This is a genomic window from Bacillus sp. JK74 (assembly GCF_053663395.1).
In genome coordinates this window covers 163,704-179,568 of sequence record NZ_JBSJQB010000002.1, presented here as the reverse complement: position 1 = coordinate 179,568, position 15,865 = coordinate 163,704, and the positions used below count along the sequence as shown (strand labels likewise).

Genomic DNA, 15,865 nt, shown 5'->3' with positions numbered 1-15,865 from the left:
GAGGGGACGGCTTTGCAAAACACTGAAGATCTTCTTTACAAACTATTGGCAGGCCAGCTGAAATCTGTCGGATTTTTTACGGAAAACGAAACGCAGCCTGTCATGCAGGGGTTTTACGGCAGGTGGCTGGAAGAAAGCATCTCCATCTTGGTGCAAAAAGGCTTTTTGAAACAGTCTGGCAGTACGTATGTGTTAACGGGTCCGATAGAGCGTGCGGACGTTCTGTGGCAAGAATGGGATGAAAAGAAAGCTCCTTTACTCAAGGACAGCAGCAAACGGGCGATGATCACCTTAGTGGAGACCGCTCTCAGAGCTTTGCCGGATATTTTATCCGGCAGAGTTTCTGCCACTGATGTTCTGTTTCCTGATTCCTCAATGGAATTGGTTGAAGGAATCTATAAAAACAATGAAACGGCAGACTACTTTAATGAGGTGCTCGCTGACACATTGACGGCTTTCATTGAAGAACGCCTGAAAGAAGACCCGAACGCGGAAATCCGGATATTAGAGATCGGAGCGGGGACGGGCGGGACGAGCGCGGCCGTTTTCAAAAGATTAAAAGAGGTCAAACCTCATGTGAAAGAATATTGCTACACCGATCTGTCAAAGGCCTTTTTCATGCATGCTGAAAAAGAATACGGTCCCGACAATCCGTATTTGACTTATAAGCGGTTTAATGTGGAAGAGCCCCCGGCTTTGCAGGGTATAGAGACGGGTGCATATGACGCGGTAATTGCGGCAAATGTGCTTCACGCGACAAAAAATATTCGGCGGACACTTCGCAATGCCAAAGCGGTGCTTAAAAAGAATGGGATTTTGCTATTAAATGAGATCAGCAGCCATTCGGTTTATTCTCATCTGACATTCGGTCTTTTGGAAGGCTGGTGGCTGTATGAAGACGCCAAACTGCGTATTCCCGGATGCCCTGGGCTGTATCCTGAAGCATGGCAGTCTGCGCTGGAAAGCGAGGGATATCGGTACGTTACATTTATGGCGGAATCGTCACATCACCTCGGCCAGCAGATCGTGGCGGCAGAAAGCGACGGCGTCATCAGGCAAAAGCAGCCGGACGCGCCGGCGGTTGAAGAAATTGCGGCTTCCAAAGAGCCGGCTGATTTCACAGAACCGTCTTTCTCAGTCACAGACCGGACGGTGCAATTCATAAAAGAAACGTTAGCCAAGTCCATAAAGCTTGCTCCCGAGCGCATTCAGCCGGAAACCAGCTTTGAAAAATACGGCATCGACTCCATTTTGCAGGTGAATTTTATCCGTGAACTGGAAACATTGACGGGCGAGCTGCCGAAAACGGTCTTATTTGAACACACGAATACGAAAGAACTTGCCGAGTATTTGCTGGAAACTTACCCGGATAAGCTGCAACAGGCATTCGGAGCCGATCAAGCGCCTCCTGAAACGGAGCATCCGGAACCTGCAATGAATGAACCGGTGCCGCTTGTCACGGAAACGCGGCGATTTATCACTGAACAAAAAGAGCCAAAAGCGCCAAAGCCGGAAACAGAAACCGTCACCGATAATCGCTCAGATCATGACGACATTGCCATTATCGGCATCAGCGGCCGCTATCCCGAGTCTGAAACCCTCGATGAGCTGTGGGAGCATTTAAAAGCCGGAGACAGCTGTATTACGGAAGCTCCGGAAAACAGATGGAAGTCCGGTCTTCTGAAAACGATGGCAAAAGAAACACGAAAAGAAGAACGCAAAACACGGTACGGCGGATTTCTGAAGCATATTGACGCTTTTGACCATCACTTGTTTGACATCCGGGAAGACCATGTGATGGAGATGACGCCTGAGCTCCGTCTAAGCCTTGAAACCGTATGGGAAACATTTGAAAACGGCGGCTACTCGTTAGAAAGAGTAAACGAATGGCAGGAATCAGACAGCGGGATCGGTGTATTTATGGGCAGTATGTACAATCAATATTTCTGGAATATCCCGTCATTGGAAAAAGCTGCGCTCAGCTCTAACGGAGGGGATTGGCATATCGCCAACCGCATTTCTCACTTTTTCAATTTAACGGGTCCGAGCATGGGCGTTACGACCGCATGCTCCAGCTCACTGAGCGCCATTCATCTCGCCTGTGAAAGCCTGAAGCTTAACAGCTGTTCCATGGCGATTGCCGGAGGGGTCAATCTCACGCTTGAACCGTCTAAATATGATGCGCTTGATCGGGCGAATTTGCTTGAACAGGGAAGTGAAAGCAAAAGCTTCGGAACCGGCACGGGTCTGATGCCGGGAGAAGGAGTCGGAGCAGTGCTCTTGAAGCCGCTCTCCAAAGCGGTTGCCGACAAAGACCATATTTACGGGATCATTAAAAGCAGCGCGTTGTGCCATAGCGGCGGAAGGCAGATGTACACGGCTCCGGATCCGAAACAGCAGGCGAAGCTCATGGCGGCTTCCATTGACAAGGCCGGAATCAATCCGGAAACAATCAGTTATGTTGAATCAGCGGCAAACGGCTCTGTATTGGGAGATCCGATTGAGGTCATTGCCCTGACAAACGCGTTCTCGCAATATACCGATAAAAAACGATTTTGCGCGCTTGGATCCGTCAAGTCAAATCTCGGCCATTTAGAGGCGGCCTCCGGGATGTCCCAGCTCGCGAAAGTGCTGCTGCAAATGGAGCGGGAAACATTAGTTCCAACCATTAATGCAAAACCGCAAAATCCGAATATCGCGCTTGAACAAACGGCCTTTTACCTGCAGGAGAAAACCGAGTATTGGGAGCGTCTGAAGGATGCCGAGACGGGAGACATCATACCGCGGAGAAGCATGATCAATTCCTTCGGGGCAGGCGGGGCATATGCAAATCTCATCGTAGAAGAATATATCAATCCGAATTCTAATCATGCCCGTCACGGCAATGAGGAATATATTTTCCCTGTGTCAGCGAAAACAAAATGGAGTTTTGAAGCCTATCTTGAGAGACTGGCGGCCTTTTTAGAAAAGACGCCATCTCTTCATCCGGCCGCCATCGCATCCGCGCTGCAAAAAAGAACGCATCATCCGGAGTATCGGGCGGCATTTACGGCTGCTTCCGTTCAGGAACTGTCGGAAAAACTGGCCGCTTACCGCATGGATCAGCGGAATCTCAATTTCTCCGATTCTGATATCGGCAGGCGTGCGCGGCAATGGGAAAAAGGAGAGAATATCACGTTTGATCAGTTGCAGCAAGAGCACGCCGTTCATCTGCCGGCCTACGCTTTTGACCACGGGACTTCTTTTCATTTCGGTGAATCAGAAAACGCTGCCGGCGTTCAGGCGGTATACAGTGATGACGACCCATACGTGAAAGGGCATCAATTCAGCGGAGAACCGGTACTCGTCGGCGCTACATATAACAGTCTGGCAGTCGATCATTTTTGTGATCTTTTTCCTGAAGCAGAGGGAGGACATATTAAAAAACTGAATTACGTCAGCCCCATTACCGTAAAAAAAGGCGATCGCATCGAGCTGAAAACAGAATCGAAACAAAACGGGGATGGATTTGAACTGAGCATAATGCACCGCAGCCGCACGTCTCCTGATTGGAGCATAGCGGCGTATGCCGAGTGCAGCCCGTATCCGTTTCAAAAGCAGCACGCGGATCTGGCGGCCATTCAGCGCTCATACCGGGAAGTGGGCCGGATAGATGAGTTATACGGAGACGGAACGGGAACCGTCGTGTGGGGAGAAGAATTTAAAACGATCACCCGCCTGTACAAAGGCACTGATGCCGTTTTAGCGAAAGTGAACCTGAACAATAGCGACTCACAACAAGCGCATCATTATGCCATAAATCCGTTAATCGCCAACAGTGCTTACTTGGCCTCGCTTTCTTTATTGGACCAAACAGAGGCGGAAAGCTATCTGCCGTTCGGCATTAATTCCGTCACCTTCAGCAGCCCGGAAAATCTTACCGATTGCTGGCTGCACATCAAGCTGGCCAAACAAACGGGGGAAATGATTCTGATTAACGCAGATGTCATCAGCAGCCGATCGGAAGTGGTGATGCGTTTTGAAGGCTATGCCCTGAAACGGTTCCGCCCGAAAACCGAACAGATGAATCAGCCGGCCCGAACGGCTGTTAAGAATGCGGGAGCACCGATTTCTGCCGGCAGTCTGACAGATGATATCCGCAGCTACGTCCTTGGCAAGCTCGCCAAGATGATGGATGAACCCGCGTCCTCTCTTCGTTCTGACGCGAATATCATGGAATTGGGACTTGATTCAGCGAGTCTGATCGGGCTGACAAAAGAGATCGGCCAAGAGGCGGACATCGATGTGAATCCAACATTGTTTTTCGAGTATCCGACGGCGGAGGAGCTGACCCGCCACTTCGCGTCAGCATATGAGAGCAAGTTTTCTCAATTGCTTGCCGATCATAAGCATTCAGAAGAGGCTGGGGTCACGGAAACAGAAGAGCGCACTTTACCGAAGAAACAGCATACGCCTTGTGAAAACGCCGATGTCAAGCAAGGAATCGCGATTATCGGTATGTCAGCTCAGTTTCCGCAATCCCCGGATATCCAGTCTTTTTGGGGGCACATCGTAAACGGGGATCGCTGTATTACCGAAATTCCGGCGGACCGCTGGGACTGGCGCCGTTACGCCGGCGATGAGAATGACACGAGTCTCAGATGGGGCGGTTTTATTGACGGTGTCGGAGAATTTGACCCGCTCTTTTTCGGAATTTCTCCTAAAGAGGCATCACAAATGGGGCCGGAGCAGTTTCTGCTTTTGATGCATACATGGAAGGCAATGGAGGATGCGGGCCTGACAAATAAGGCATTATCAAGCAGGACGACAGGCGTTTTCGTTGCCGCGGGCAACAGCGATCCGAACAATGGAACAGCCATTCCGTCCATCATTCCGAACAGGATATCATATGCCTTGAATTTACAAGGACCGAGTGAATATTACGAGGCTGCCTGCACGTCAACGCTGGTGGCATTGCACAGGGCGGTTCAATCAATCCGTCATAACGAATGTGAGCAGGCTGTCGTGGGCGCCGCCAATATTCTGCAATCGCCGAAAGGTTTTATCGGTTTTGACTCAATGGGATATTTAAGCAAAAACGGCCGGGCGAAATCGTTCCAAAAAGATGCGGATGGCTTTGTCAGAAGCGAAGGGGCGGGCGTGATCATCATCAAACCGCTTGAGGCGGCAATTGAAGACGGCGATCATATTCACATGGTCATTAAAGGAACAGGAGTGTCTCACGGCGGTAAAGGCATGTCGCTTCACGCACCGAATCCGGCGGGAATGAAGGCCGCGATGAAAAAAGCGTACGAAGACACCGATGTTGATCCGCAAACCGTCACTTATATTGAAGCGCACGGCATTGCCTCCGAAATGGCAGATGCGCTGGAGTTTAATGCAATCAAAGCGGGTTACGGCGAGTCTGCAAATCAAGAGGAAAGCACGCCTTGTTATATCAGCACCGTGAAACCTTGCATCGGGCACGGCGAACTCGCTTCCGGACTGGCCGCCCTTATAAAAGTAGCGATGGCCATGAAGCATCATACCATCCCGGGCATTCCCGGATTTACAGCTGCAAATGAGCAAATGGCTATTCAAAAAAGCCGCTTCCGTTTCACCGAAGACAATCAGGAATGGACACAGCTCACCGACCATACGGGCAGACCGATCCCGCGCCGGGCCGCAATTAACAGCTATGGCTTCGGCGGCATGAATGCGCATGTCGTCTTGGAACAGTACAGCCCGAGCCATAAAGACAAAGAATCTGAGCATGACCCGCAGCTTATCGTGCTTTCTGCTAAGAGCGAAGGGCGTCTTAAGGCGGCCGCAGGTCAGCTGGCTGATTTTGTGCAAACTGGAGATACTCCGTCATTGCGGGATATTGCTTATACGCTTCAGACCGGCCGTGAGGCGATGAACTGCCGCTTGGCACTCGTTGCCCGCAATCAAGATGAATTGCTGGAAAAACTGAAAGAGTACAGAGCATTTTCCGAAGAAAGCAATGGAATGAAAAGCTTCTTTACAGGCAGTCAGCAGACTGGATCAGGAGATATCGGCGTTTTACTGGAAGGGACTCTCGGTACAGTCGTCACGGAGACGCTGTTGGCTGAAAACAATCTGGAAAAGCTTGCATTTTGCTGGGTGAAAGGAGCGGATATACCGTGGGACAGACTCCACCAAGGCGAATCTGTTCAAAGAGTGCCGCTTCCGACATATCCTTTTGAACACCACAAGTATTGGAACGGCGGTCAGCCAGAAGAGATCAGCCTTGCACCGGTTTCCCAGGACCCTCAGCTCCGCCGCGAGAGCGCAGCTGACATTGTGGCTGACATTTTGGGGATGAAGGCAGCGGAAATTGATCAAAATAAGCCGCTGACTGAATACGGATTCGATTCAATCTCCTGTATTCAGCTGCTGAAAAAACTTGAGGACGGAGACAGCCGCATCAGTCTGGAAGCTCTTCAGAAATGCAGCACTCTTCAGGAGATCGGCATGCTGTTAAAAACGAACCAACCGCATGAGGCGGGCCGGAATTTTCCCGAACTCGTCAAGCTGAATGAAAGAGAAAAAGGCCGTCCTGTTTTTTGGTTTCACGGCGGAACAGGAGGCGTTGAAGCATACCAGCCATTCGCCAAAAAGAGTCAGCGTCCTTTTTACGGCATCCAGGCAAGAGGTTTGACAGGGAAAGAGCCGCTGCAAGGAATCGAAGAGACGGCCGCTTCTTATATGAGAATCATCCAAGCGGTACAGCCGAAAGGCCCTTATGACCTCGGCGGATATTCCTTGGGCGGAATGCTTGCATATGAAACCGCGCGCCTCTTGCAGGAGGAAGGTCATACAGTAAAAAGCGCCGTCATGATCGACACCCCGTACAGTGAAAAATGGAAAGAAAGAAAACCATCTGTTAAGTCAGTCATGCTGCAAACGATCAATACGATGCTTACGGCATATCTTAAGCCTGAAAACCTTGAAGAGGCATTAATCAGCAGAGAAGACATTACCGTCCAGGCTGAGGAAGAAGAAGTATTGAAAGAATTGATCGGCCTTGCCAAAAAGCGCGGTCTGCCAAAATCCGAAGAAGCGATCCGGATGCAGCTGGAGCAAATGATGAAGACGCAGCTCGCTTACGGAATGGAAGAGTATGACATGAAGCCGCTGCCTCATCCGGAAGCGCTGCAATGCTACTACTTCCGTAATAAAAGCGGTTTGTTCCTCGGAGATCTTGAACGTTATCTGACAGCAGAAGAAGAACAAATTCCGTTAGACCATGATGCGTATTGGAAAGAATGGGAACACCAGATGAAACACTTTCACCTGCTGGACGTCCACTCCTCCAATCATGTCACAATGCTGTCGGAACCAAAGCCGCAAAACGCCATTAAGGCATTCTGCGAAAAACTGTACGCAAACAAAGGAACGATAAGCGCAAATTTCCTTAAATCTTTCAGAAAAAAGCTGGACGAAACAAATGAGTTGGTAAAACGGTAATAGAGAACGGCCGGAGCAATCCGGCCGTTTTTTTTATACATAGAACTAAATTCATTATGTACTAAATATTCACTATTATATTGATTTCCTGTTTATAAGACATTAAAAAAACCCCCGATAAACAGGGGGCGATATTAAAATCTGACAGGCAATGTTTCAAGCCCTCTCAAAAACACGTTTTTTCTCCATGTTACATCCTCGGGCGCGCCTTTCAGCTCTATATTCGGGAACCGTTTTAAAAGCGAAGTAAAGGCAATGGATGCTTCCATCCGGGCGAGCGGAGCCCCGAGACAAAAATGAATGCCGAATCCAAAAGAGATATGACGGTTCGGTGTTCTCGCTATATTTAATGTATCAGGATCATCGAAATATTCCGGGTCCCGATTGGCTGAACCGATGCCGATAAATATCATATCGCCTTTTTTAATAGAAACATCTTTATAGGTGAAATCTTCAAGCGCCCATCGATTCGCCATCATGATGACGGGAGAGGTATACCGCAAAAGCTCTTCGACCGCCGTCTGGATATTTTCGGGCTGCCGCTTTATCTTCTCCATCTGGTCTTTGTGCAGAAGAAGCGCCAGGGTGCCGGAGCCGAGAAGGTTAACCGTTGTTTCAAGCCCGGCAACGACTAACAAAAACAGCATGGAATACAGCTCTGATTCACTCAGCTTTTGGCCGTCCTCTTCAGCGTAAATAAGCTTGGTTGTCAGATCTTCAGCCGGATGTTTTCTTTTATCTTCGATCAGTGTTTTCATATATTGTTTAAATTCTTTGAGAGCCTGGTTGGTCGCATCTTGTCCGCTTTCTGACGTGTCAACCATCGCGTTAGTCCACACTTGAAATTTGGCGCGGTCCTCTTTCGGAATTCCGAGCAGCTCGGAAATGACGATAAACGGAAGGGGTGCCGCGAAATCTCTCATAATATCAGGGTCTGCTTTTGTTTCCATTTCATCCAGCAGCTCTTCTGTGATCTGCTCTATCCCGGTGCGAAGCTGCTCAATCATCCGGGGAGTGAACCCCTGATGCACCAAAGATCGAAGACGTGAATGATCCGGAGGGTCTTTTGCCAGCATATGCTCTGAGACAAAATCGATATCTTCGCTGACATTCAGCTTTGCGATCAGCTCCTTCGGCATGACCCGTCTTACATCTCTCGTAATTCTGCCGTCTTTTAAAAACGCCATACAATCATCATAACGCGTGATGAGCCATGCCGGAAAGGTGCCTCCGAAACGCTGCAGTTCGAATTTATGTATGGGGTCCTGCTCTCTGAATCTGCTTAAAACCGCAAAAGGGTCTTCGTGAAACTCGGGTGAGTGTGGGTGAAACATTGTTTTTTCCATCTGGATTTCCCCGCCTTCATGTTTTTGAAAAGACATAACCAACAGCCGGTGCCTGCCGACCGGACGGCATTCCTCCTTTTATCTGCCGAAGACACTGATCACAACGGCTCATAAGTATGTCTAAAATATATAAGGAAACAGAAGCCGGTTCAATAGATAAATCGTAAAGCCGCCATTTTCGTTAATTATCAACAAAACAGCAAACTTTTTTTGCCAATTCATCATGTGTGTTAAATCCGGCTAATATACATATTTACGCTTCATATCAACTTCTTAAGGAGGATGTGAATGAATGCGTTTATGAAATGGGCGGCAAGTCTGCTTTTGGTGATCTCTCTTCAGTTCGGCCTTACGGGCGCCGGCATCCATTCGGACAGTGCTGCTCGTGCCGCATCCCGATACGATCAGGTGCTGTATTTCCCGCTGTCAAAATATCCAGAGACGGGAAATCATATAAAAGACGCCATTTCGGCAGGTCATTCTGAGATTTGTACAATTGATCGGGGCGGAGCGGAGAATAGAAGGAAAGAATCATTGAAAGGAATTCCGACAAAGCCCGGGTTTGACCGTGATGAATGGCCCATGGCAGTCTGCACAGAAGGCGGGGCGGGGGCTGATATCAGATATGTAACCCCGTCGGATAACCGCGGGGCCGGTTCATGGGTTGGAAATCAAATGAGCGGCTATTCCGACGGCACGAGAGTATTATTTATCGTTCAGTAACTTCTCCGGTTCGCCGGAGTTTTTTTTATGCTTTGAAAAAGCGGCGCGCCGGCTGGACATATGAAATGGCGAAGAGTAAACTTATATGTTGGAATCAGCATGAGAAAGGATTGGATCACATTGACAGTGACTACATACCGAAATATTGCACTTTTACTTCTTTGTTTAACAGCGGGAATTGTGGATGTGATCGGTTATTTAAGCCTGGGACATATCTTTACCGCCAATATGACGGGGAATATCGTTCTGTTCGGCCTGGCGATCGGCAACTCATGGCACCTTGCCGTACTCAAATCGTTAACCTCGTTAATCGGATTTATTGCCGGCGTTATTGCCGCGGCCTTGCTTGTGGGCAATAAAAAGAAATCATTCTGGCCCCCTGCGGTAACTGCCGCTTTAGCTATTGAAGGAGCTGTTTTGCTGCTGTTTGCTTTGTTCTCTTGCTTTTTTGCAGATGCCATTTCTGTTTATGTGCTGATTATGCTGCTCAGCTTCGCAATGGGAATGCAGACGACAGCCGCGAGAAAACTTGGTGTAGCGGGGATTTCCACGACCGTATTAACGGGAACGCTCGCTAATTTTTTTGAAGATCTCACCGCAAGGTTTTACAAAGCGGACAAGCGGAAGCAGTTTACGAGAGATGCTGTATTGCGCGCGCTTGCCTTGGTTCTGTATTGCTTTGGGGCGGTCATAGGCGCTTTTGCCGAACCGGATTATAAGTTTGCCGTGATCTGGCTCCCGATTATCATTATTTTAGGCATTATGCTTTGCGCATTCACGATGTTCCACGGATATTCTGAAGAAAAAAACCAATAAAAAAACGCCGCTGATTCAGGGCGTTTTTTCTTTTTATTGCTCTTTCCGGGTCCCGATTGTATACACGGCCCGATCTGTATGTACCTTTAATCCGTCTTGCTCCTTTTGGATGGTAATGTCGCCGAGCAGTGGAATTTCATACGCATCTTGGGGAAGCGGGACATTTCCTTCCACCGTATAGGTTGTGCCGTGCCCTTTTAAGACGAGTTCTTCATCCGCTACATAGTCATCGGGATGGTTTGTCCGGCGGACGAGAACGTCATCAAGGTGAAGCATGATCTGATCCATATCAGAAATCTCGTTTCGGCTGTCTGTCAGCTCTCCTTTTCTGATATCAAGCGTTTGTCCGATCTGTTTTTGCAGCCATTCAGACAATTCGGTGTTTGTAAGTGCCATTGTGATTCCTCCTTTTATCTACACCATACTTATTCCCTATTTTTTTAGAAATACACCGCCTTGCATTGATCTTTTTTTCTGACAGCCGGTTCTGACCTGTTCCGAGTTCCTTCATTATAAATGTTTCATCTATTCACCTGAAAAACGGAGTCATCTGCCGCTGCAGACGACCCCGTTCTCATGATAAAAAGGTTACTCTTTCGGCACGGCGTTTTCAGCGTTCACTGCGCCCGCTCCGTAAATGTTCGGATCTTCATTTGTCCATTGATCCGGACTTTGTTTGATCAATGTTTTCACTTCGTCAGGCGAAAGCTGCGGGTTTTGCTGAAGGATTAAGGCGGCGATGCCCGCACAGATCGGAGTGGCCATGGACGTGCCCGAAAGACTGAAATACAAGGAGCCTACTCGGTTTGATTTCTGTAATTTGTCAAGATATGAACGCGGAGAACGGAGAGATACGATATCGACCCCGGGCGCAAGAATGTCAGGCTTCTCTTTTCCGTACACCGTCGGGCCGCGGCTTGAGAAAGAAGCGACCGTATCGTCCTCATTGCTGGCTGTATCATTGTCATCATAGGCGCCTACCGTGATGACCTTCTCGCTGACACCGGGGCTTGAAATCGTTTGAGCTTCCGGACCGGAGTTGCCCGCGGCGACGCAGACGACGATTCCTTCATTCCATGCCTCTTCAACGGCCTTGACGAGCGGGTCGTCCGTTTCTTTATCATATCTGAGCGCATCTCCGCCCAGTGACATGCTGATGATTCTGATCGGATTCTTTGTGTGTTCTTTATTATATTGTATGCACCATTCCACACCTTCAATGATATCAGCCAAGGTTCCTGATCCTGATTTGTTTAAAACCTTGACTCCGATCAGATCGGCTTCCGGCGCCGGCCCCTGATATTTACCCGAAGATGAAGCGCCGCTGCTTGCGATATCACCGGCGCAATGGGTGCCGTGCCCGTTGTCATCATACGGTTCTGTCTTTTGGTTGACAAAGTCCTCAAATCCGATAATCCTGCCTTCTAAATCGGGATGCTGGTAGATTCCGGTATCAATAACGGCGACGGTTACGCCTTTTCCTGTTAATACGGTGCCGTTACGGGTCACTTCTTTTGCATGAGACGATTCAGCTGCCGTATCAAGGAGAGCTTTTACTTCACGGTTTAAATAGATTTTACGGATATCCCGGCATTGCGAAAGAAGCATGTGAAGGGCGGACGGAGTGACTTCGGCGCTGCAGCAATTGATTGTTTGAAACTGCTTTTTTATAGTGCAGCGTTTTTCTTTTGATAAGACCTGTCCTGTGCTGTGAAAACCGGATTCATGGCAGCCCTCTTCAAATTCAATGATGACTGACATTTTCTTTCTGTTTTTCACCTTTTTTTCGAAAAAATTGTGTAAAAAGCAAGGTGTCCATTTGAAAGGTTTATATAACTGTAATACGTTTTCTCTGAGCGGCCAGTCCAGCTTATGAGCATTTGACCGCACCATTTGTACCATTGAGTAACCAAACATATATACTTTTCCTCCCATTCTGGCGATTCTCTCTATACCATATGAACAGGCCGTATGTTCGGTCAGTTTGTTTGTCCTTCAGGAGCGCTGGTTACTTGCGGCTTTTTCAGGAGAAGAAATCGAGTTGGGTCGGAACATTTGTTCGTTTATAATGAATCCGGCGGAAAGGGGTATATACATGAACATCATATTGGGACACTCCTTGGAAAAACAGCTTCCGATTGATATTATATATATGAAAAAAGACGGCTCCGTTTCAAAACGGACCATTATGATAAAAAAAGGGGATGAGCGGGCTGTAACGGCATTTTGCTGTACAAAAAGGCAGATGAGAACTTTTTTGACGGGCTCCATTCTGTCCTGCGCATTTGCTTCGGGAGGCGGATATTCATTTTTAAAAGCGTATTCTTGATGCCGTCCGTTTCCGGCCGTGAATCTCCCGCCCCTGAAAATTCGGGCGTTCCTCCCTTTTTTTTTGCCCTCTCTCAACCTTTTTTCACTGATGCCCGGCATTTGAGCGCTTGAACCGTGACAATCCATTGATTTTTCGAAACCGGGAAGTTTTTCACTGATGATAATGTTAATAGAATGTTAAGATAAGACCTATTGACAAAAATCCATATAATGAATATTTCATTTTTCAGAAAGGAGCAAAGAAGGAGAGCTGATGAAAAGAATTTTACTTAATGTCATCATTATCGTAGCAATGGTCTTACTAATAAGATGTGCTCATTATGCGTCAGACCCTGATCCCTCGAATTCTTCTGATACATACACAGATTTTAAAGATCTGGCTGAACATGAAGACCCCGATGATTATCATATATCGTACAATAAGCGAAAGGGGAGCCCCGTATTGATCATGTCGCCGCACGGAGGGAGAATTGAGGGCGGGGTGAGCGAGATCGTCCGCTCTTTCAGGGATGATTATTCAACCTACCTGTTTGAGGGATTAAAAGCGCATGATAACCAGACTCTTCATATTACGAGCACCAAGTTCGATGAGCCTTCAGCAGTCGAAAGCATTAAGCAGCACCATTATGTTATCGCAGTTCACGGTTATAAAGGCGACGAGAAAAATACTCTTGTCGGAGGAAGCGACCGGAAGCGGGCGAAAAAATTGGTGAGAGCTCTCAAACGAAACGGATTTCCTGCAGAATTGGCAACCTCAAAAACCGGTCTGGCCGGGGTTGACACCGAAAATATCAATAACCAGGCGCAAACCGGGCTGAGTATACAGCTTGAGATCAGCAGAGAACAGCGGGAAGCGTTTTTTGATAATTTTGATTACCGCGAAAGGGAATTCACAAAAACGGAGGAATTTTACCGGTTTGTCCGTACGATAAAAAGAGTGATCAATCAAGAGTATTCGTGAGCTTAAAAAAAGACAAACCAGTGAAAGGTGAGTAAACTGAAAAAAAAGGAGGTTTGTCCCTTGGCAAAACATCACTTTTATTTAAAAGCAAATTGGCCCGGAAATCGCAATGACGTCGGCGATATTAAAAGCGGCCGGCTGGAAACGGCTGTGTCCATTCCTAAGGAAATGGACGGACCCGGAGAAGGCACAAATCCTGATGAAATGCTGCTTGGAGCGGCCGCGACCTGTTATATTATAACGCTTGCGGCGATGATGGAAAGAAGCGGTCTGGATAAAGAAGATCTACATATGGAATCTGAAGGAATTGTAGACGTCACGAACGGTGTGTTCACGTACCAGAAAATCATTCACCGCCCGTTTATATTATTAAAGCCGGATGCAGCCGAAACGGACTTTACGCTCGCCAGGAAGTTAGCGCAAAAAGCGGAGTCCTCCTGTATGATTTCTCGAGCGGTCCAAGGAAACGTGGAGATGGAGCTTGAGGTTGAAGTAAAAGCTGCCCGCGCTTGACGAGTTCAAACGGTCAGCTCCGGGCCGTTTGATTTTTTTTAGCTTTTTGAGACTTGGAACGGTTCAGCAGGATGACGCCCGTGATGACAAAAATAAGCCCGATCATCATTTTGGCTGTCATGGCTTCCTTAAAAACAAAAAAGCCGACAATTGCCGTTAAAGCCGTGCCGACACCTGACCATGTCGCGTATGCGGCGGATAAATCAAGGCTTTTCAAAGAGAAGCTCAAAAACATAAAAGAGGCTCCGATTCCGGCAATGACGCCGAGAGCGGGCCATAAGTGCGTAAAACCGTCCGACAGCTTCAGCATCGTGCTTCCAAACACTTCTGATACAATGGCTAATGCCAGGCAGAGTAATCCTTTCATATCATGTTTCTCCTTTCTACCAATTCATCAGAATGACACCGGCTAATAAGAATACAAGTCCGATGACGGCCTGCTTGTCCAGTTTTTCATGAAACCATTTCGCTCCGATAATGGATGCGAGCACCGTTCCGGCTCCGCTCCATGTTGCATAGGATAAGCTGAGCGGAATGAGATTCAGTGTCAGTGAAAGCATATAAAAGGCCAATGAATAGCCTGCCACTACAAGCGTGCTCGGCAAAAACCGCGTAAATCCGCGGGAGACCTTCAGCATGGCCGCGCCGATTGACTCTGATAAAATAGCAATTGTGAGGAAGATATAACCCAGAATCATATCAAATCCCCCTCTCATCATAATCCTTATGCCTTTTGTTTAAGGCAGTAAAATAAAATAATATCCGAACTTTGCCCGCCAAGTCAAGACATTAGGCCTATATAAAAAGGCCCCTGAAAGGAGCCCTTTTTGATTGTCTTAGTAGTAATACGGATAGTAAGGGTAGCCGTAACCTCCGTACAAATACGGATTGAACAAAGCGCTTCCGACAAGCCCCCCGACAAGCCCTCCGACAAACGGTCCGCCGTAAAAACCAAACGGCCGTCCGAACCCGCCAAACCAAGGGCGGCCAAACCAAGGCCGGCCAAAACCAAAACCCGGCCGCCCGAAGCCGAATCCGAATCCGGGACGCCCGAACCCGAAGCCCGGCCGTCCAAACCCAAATCCGGGCCGTCCAAACTGTCTCATATCACTATCTGCTTCGTATGTGTATTCTTCATTCATAATTTAGGTACCTCCAAGAATAAATTTGAGATGATAACAGAGTATTCAGCCCACCAATTTTTGATTGGGCGTTTATCAAAAAATAAAGGAGTGAGCTTTTGTGGGCCTGTATCAGTCCGATTGGTCAAAAAAACCTCCGCACACACACGCATACCGGGCTGTTACGGATGTAGTGCAGGGGCATTACCATGTGATCGAAGGCTTTTCACAGCCGGAGAACGGCAGCAATACAGATGAGCATACACATTTCTATACGGGCATCACCTCGTTTGAAAACGGCCATTTTCATAGGTATTACGGCATTTCCGGCCCTGCCATCCCGAGGGTTGACGGAACACATTACCATGAGCTTTCAGAGACCACCTTTGCCGCCTACAATGAGCCGATTCAGATCCAGCACGGCGGCGTCGTTTACGATCCGCGGGAGAAAGGACGGAAAACGCACCGCCATACGCTCAAAGGAAAAACGAGAGAGGTTGTCGGAAACGAGCCGATCGGGTGGTAGCGGATGTTTAGCGCTCAGGAAAAAGGGCAAAATGGATAGGTGCCTGAAGAAATGAATG

General features: G+C 48.2%; 13 protein-coding genes. 7 read left to right on the top strand and 6 right to left on the bottom strand.

Annotated elements, in window-relative coordinates; all coding sequences use genetic code 11:
- The first annotated feature begins 12 nt into the window (after nt 1-12).
- Nucleotides 13-7,470 (top strand): beta-ketoacyl synthase N-terminal-like domain-containing protein, encoded by a 7,458-nt coding sequence (locus ACWJJ5_RS05710; RefSeq protein ID WP_454022280.1) that lies wholly within the window; start codon nt 13-15, stop codon nt 7,468-7,470.
- Nucleotides 7,471-7,604: 134 nt separating this feature from the next.
- Here the strand turns inward: ACWJJ5_RS05710 and ACWJJ5_RS05705 are convergent, their stop codons facing one another.
- Nucleotides 7,605-8,816: a cytochrome P450 family protein gene (locus tag ACWJJ5_RS05705; protein WP_102422503.1), complete on the bottom strand. Its 1,212-nt coding sequence runs from the start codon at nt 8,814-8,816 to the stop codon at nt 7,605-7,607.
- Between the two features lie 288 nt (nt 8,817-9,104).
- On the opposite strand from ACWJJ5_RS05705, the gene ACWJJ5_RS05700 reads away from it, so the two are divergent.
- Together ACWJJ5_RS05700 and ACWJJ5_RS05695 are read left to right on the top strand one after the other, a co-directional pair.
- On the top strand, nt 9,105-9,539 hold the full coding sequence (locus ACWJJ5_RS05700; RefSeq protein ID WP_007611576.1) for a NucA/NucB deoxyribonuclease domain-containing protein: 435 nt from the start codon (nt 9,105-9,107) through the stop codon (nt 9,537-9,539).
- Between the two features lie 60 nt (nt 9,540-9,599).
- The gene (locus ACWJJ5_RS05695; RefSeq protein WP_070081855.1) at nt 9,600-10,355 is read left to right on the top strand and encodes a YoaK family protein; all 756 of its coding nucleotides are present in this window, start codon (nt 9,600-9,602) and stop codon (nt 10,353-10,355) included.
- A 33-nt stretch (nt 10,356-10,388) separates the two neighbouring features.
- Here ACWJJ5_RS05695 and ACWJJ5_RS05690 read toward each other — a convergent pair whose 3' ends face one another.
- A complete protein-coding gene (locus ACWJJ5_RS05690; protein WP_070081856.1) occupies nt 10,389-10,751 on the bottom strand; it encodes a hypothetical protein in 363 nt (120 codons plus the stop codon).
- 192 nt (nt 10,752-10,943) lie between these two features.
- Nucleotides 10,944-12,272, bottom strand: a complete 1,329-nt coding sequence (locus ACWJJ5_RS05685; protein WP_436335848.1) for a S8 family serine peptidase — start codon at nt 12,270-12,272, stop codon at nt 10,944-10,946.
- A gap of 178 nt (nt 12,273-12,450) precedes the next feature.
- On the opposite strand from ACWJJ5_RS05685, the gene ACWJJ5_RS05680 reads away from it, so the two are divergent.
- The 3 genes from ACWJJ5_RS05680 to ACWJJ5_RS05670 all read left to right on the top strand — a co-directional run bounded on the left by ACWJJ5_RS05680 (nt 12,451) and on the right by ACWJJ5_RS05670 (nt 14,160).
- The gene (locus tag ACWJJ5_RS05680) at nt 12,451-12,684 is read left to right on the top strand and encodes a hypothetical protein (RefSeq protein ID WP_058906034.1); all 234 of its coding nucleotides are present in this window, start codon (nt 12,451-12,453) and stop codon (nt 12,682-12,684) included.
- 255 nt (nt 12,685-12,939) lie between these two features.
- Nucleotides 12,940-13,647: a poly-gamma-glutamate hydrolase family protein gene (locus ACWJJ5_RS05675; protein WP_003154076.1), complete on the top strand. Its 708-nt coding sequence runs from the start codon at nt 12,940-12,942 to the stop codon at nt 13,645-13,647.
- A 60-nt stretch (nt 13,648-13,707) separates the two neighbouring features.
- On the top strand, nt 13,708-14,160 hold the full coding sequence (locus ACWJJ5_RS05670; protein ID WP_014305039.1) for an OsmC family protein: 453 nt from the start codon (nt 13,708-13,710) through the stop codon (nt 14,158-14,160).
- 13 nt (nt 14,161-14,173) lie between these two features.
- On the opposite strand, the gene erbB is transcribed toward ACWJJ5_RS05670, so the two are convergent.
- The 3 genes from erbB to ACWJJ5_RS05655 all read right to left on the bottom strand — a co-directional run bounded on the left by erbB (nt 14,174) and on the right by ACWJJ5_RS05655 (nt 15,302).
- Complete coding sequence (gene erbB, locus ACWJJ5_RS05665) at nt 14,174-14,527, bottom strand: SMR family multidrug efflux transporter EbrB (RefSeq protein ID WP_003154073.1); 354 nt, start codon at nt 14,525-14,527, stop codon at nt 14,174-14,176.
- A gap of 16 nt (nt 14,528-14,543) precedes the next feature.
- Nucleotides 14,544-14,858, bottom strand: a complete 315-nt coding sequence (gene erbA, locus ACWJJ5_RS05660; protein ID WP_071391801.1) for an SMR family multidrug efflux transporter EbrA — start codon at nt 14,856-14,858, stop codon at nt 14,544-14,546.
- A 138-nt stretch (nt 14,859-14,996) separates the two neighbouring features.
- Nucleotides 14,997-15,302 (bottom strand): hypothetical protein, encoded by a 306-nt coding sequence (locus ACWJJ5_RS05655; RefSeq protein ID WP_015239898.1) that lies wholly within the window; start codon nt 15,300-15,302, stop codon nt 14,997-14,999.
- 100 nt (nt 15,303-15,402) lie between these two features.
- On the opposite strand from ACWJJ5_RS05655, the gene ACWJJ5_RS05650 reads away from it, so the two are divergent.
- Nucleotides 15,403-15,807, top strand: a complete 405-nt coding sequence (locus ACWJJ5_RS05650; RefSeq protein WP_070081859.1) for a YmaF family protein — start codon at nt 15,403-15,405, stop codon at nt 15,805-15,807.
- Nucleotides 15,808-15,865 lie beyond the last annotated feature (58 nt).

What these genes read in the sequence shown, in the direction of transcription:
- ACWJJ5_RS05705 (WP_102422503.1), bottom strand. Translation starts at nt 8,816, where the DNA reads ATGGAAAAAACAATGTTTCACCCACACTCACCCGAGTTTCACGAAGAC.
- ACWJJ5_RS05700 (WP_007611576.1), top strand. Translation starts at nt 9,105, where the DNA reads ATGAATGCGTTTATGAAATGGGCGGCAAGTCTGCTTTTGGTGATCTCT.
- ACWJJ5_RS05695 (WP_070081855.1), top strand. Translation starts at nt 9,600, where the DNA reads ATGAAATGGCGAAGAGTAAACTTATATGTTGGAATCAGCATGAGAAAG.
- ACWJJ5_RS05690 (WP_070081856.1), bottom strand. Translation starts at nt 10,751, where the DNA reads ATGGCACTTACAAACACCGAATTGTCTGAATGGCTGCAAAAACAGATC.
- ACWJJ5_RS05685 (WP_436335848.1), bottom strand. Translation starts at nt 12,272, where the DNA reads ATGTTTGGTTACTCAATGGTACAAATGGTGCGGTCAAATGCTCATAAG.
- ACWJJ5_RS05680 (WP_058906034.1), top strand. Translation starts at nt 12,451, where the DNA reads ATGAACATCATATTGGGACACTCCTTGGAAAAACAGCTTCCGATTGAT.
- ACWJJ5_RS05675 (WP_003154076.1), top strand. Translation starts at nt 12,940, where the DNA reads ATGAAAAGAATTTTACTTAATGTCATCATTATCGTAGCAATGGTCTTA.
- erbB (WP_003154073.1), bottom strand. Translation starts at nt 14,527, where the DNA reads ATGAAAGGATTACTCTGCCTGGCATTAGCCATTGTATCAGAAGTGTTT.
- erbA (WP_071391801.1), bottom strand. Translation starts at nt 14,858, where the DNA reads ATGATTCTGGGTTATATCTTCCTCACAATTGCTATTTTATCAGAGTCA.
- ACWJJ5_RS05655 (WP_015239898.1), bottom strand. Translation starts at nt 15,302, where the DNA reads ATGAATGAAGAATACACATACGAAGCAGATAGTGATATGAGACAGTTT.